The organism is Nostocoides japonicum T1-X7, from assembly GCF_001046855.1.
GTDB lineage: Bacteria > Actinomycetota > Actinomycetes > Actinomycetales > Dermatophilaceae > Nostocoides > Nostocoides japonicum.
This window is the reverse complement of sequence record NZ_HF570958.1, coordinates 4,737,661-4,739,453: the sequence shown is the minus strand read 5'-3', so window position 1 is coordinate 4,739,453 and position 1,793 is coordinate 4,737,661. Positions and strand designations below refer to the sequence as shown.

Sequence of the window (1,793 nt, the reverse complement as noted above, 5' to 3'; positions counted from 1 at the left end):
CGGCCGCGGCCGCGCACGCCGAGCCGCCGCTGCCGGCGGGTCTCGGCATCCAGCTGAAGAGCCTGGGGAGCGACGTGACCCAGCCCGCGCCCGGGTGCTGGGCGGCCACCGTCGCGGCGACGTCGCACCGTCTGTGCTCCCTCGGGGACCGGTCGGCCTCACGGACCGTCGTCGCGTGGGGCGACTCGCACATGGGGATGTGGATGCAGCCGCTCGCGAACCTCGCCGCGAGGTCCGGCTACCGCATCGTCGTCCTCGCCAAGTCCGGTTGTCCGCCCGTCGACGTCCGCGTGTGGGACGACGGCCGCGAGTACACCGAGTGCGGCGCGTTCCGAACCTGGGCGCTGCGGCAGATCGCTCGCCTCCACCCGGACAAGGTCCTCCTCGCCGGGTACGTCGCGCAGGACCTCGTCGATCCCGGGACCGGTGCGCGGGTTCCTGCGCGCTCGGGCAGCGTCGCCTCCGTCGAGGGATCCGAGCTGTTCCGGGCCGGGGCTCGGCGGACGATGGCGCGCCTCACCCGGCTCGTCCCAGACGTCACGGTGCTGTCCGACGACACCGTCCTTCCCCGGCACGCGGCGGCCTGCCTCGGCTCCCGGACGGCGACGCTCGCGACGTGCGTCCAGCCGATGGACCCGGTCGCGGCGGACCGCAACGCATCGTGGTCGGAGATGGCCACGCTCGCTGGCGCGCGCTACGCCGACCTCACGCCCTGGCTGTGCACCGCACGCGCCTGCCCGCTCGTCATCGGCGGACGGGTCGTCTACCGCGACCAGGGGCACGTGACCCGGACCTACGCCGCCCATCTCGAGCCGGTCCTCCGACGCCTGCTCGCCTGGTGACCCTGCGGCCTGGGCGGAGGAGATCTACGCGGGCGGCACCGGCGGCCGTCGGCGGAGGGCGACGACGGCGATGGTGAGGGCGACGACGAGGATCGACGCGCCGAGCATGTGCGCGACGACGAGCGCCTCGGGGAGCTTGGTGAAGTACTGCGTGTAGCCGATGAGCCCTTGGGCGAGGGTCACGCCGAGGAGGGCGAGCCACGCCCGGCGGGCCCGCTGGTCCTCGGTCGAGAGCCGGACGGCGAGGATCATCGCGACGACGAGGCCCGTGAAGAGCATGACGGCGTCGGCGTGCAGCCAGCTCACGCTCCGCGGGTCGAAGGGGTAGCGGTGGACGTCGATGGACCCGCCGTGCGGACCGGTCCCCGTGACGATCGTCCCGAGCACGAGGATGACGGCTGCCAGCCCGCAGACGACGGTCGCGACCCAGCGGACCTCGCGCCGGACGAGCCACTGTCGCGGTCCGTCGCCCTCGCCGCTGCGGGCGAGGAGGTATGCGGAGAGGGCGACCAGGACCATCGAGGCGAGGAAGTGGAGGGACACGACGGCGGGGTTGAGGTCCATCCGGACGGTGACGCCGCCGACGACGGCCTGGAGGAGGACCCCGGCGAGCGGCAGCCAGGCGATCCGGCGCAGCCCGGGACGGTTGGGGGCGAGCATCCAGATGGCGACGAGGACGCCGAGGGCGGCGAGGCTCACGACGGGGGTGAGCATCCGGTTGCCGTACTCGATGATGCTGTGGAACCCCTGCGCCTGGTTGCGGACGGGGACGAGCGACTCCGGCGTGCACTTGGGCCAGGTCGGACAGCCGAGCCCGGACGCCGTGACCCGGACCGTGCCGCCCGTCACGACGATGAGGATCTCGAGGACGAGGTTGGTGACGAGGGCCCGGCGCAGCCATGGGCTGACGCCCTCGACCGGCGGTCCCGCCGGCGGGCCGGTCGGGTCCGC

The 1,793-nt window shown here is 73.9% G+C and carries 2 protein-coding genes; one reads left to right on the top strand and one right to left on the bottom strand.

What is annotated here, in order from left to right:
* A partial coding sequence (locus tag BN12_RS21515) for an SGNH hydrolase domain-containing protein (protein WP_048555603.1) occupies nucleotides 1-842 on the top strand: 842 nt, incomplete at its 5' end.
* A gap of 24 nt (nucleotides 843-866) precedes the next feature.
* Here the strand turns inward: BN12_RS21515 and BN12_RS25575 are convergent.
* Nucleotides 867-1,793, bottom strand: a 927-nt coding sequence (locus BN12_RS25575; protein ID WP_327152686.1) for a COX15/CtaA family protein, incomplete at its 5' end; no start/stop codon positions are given.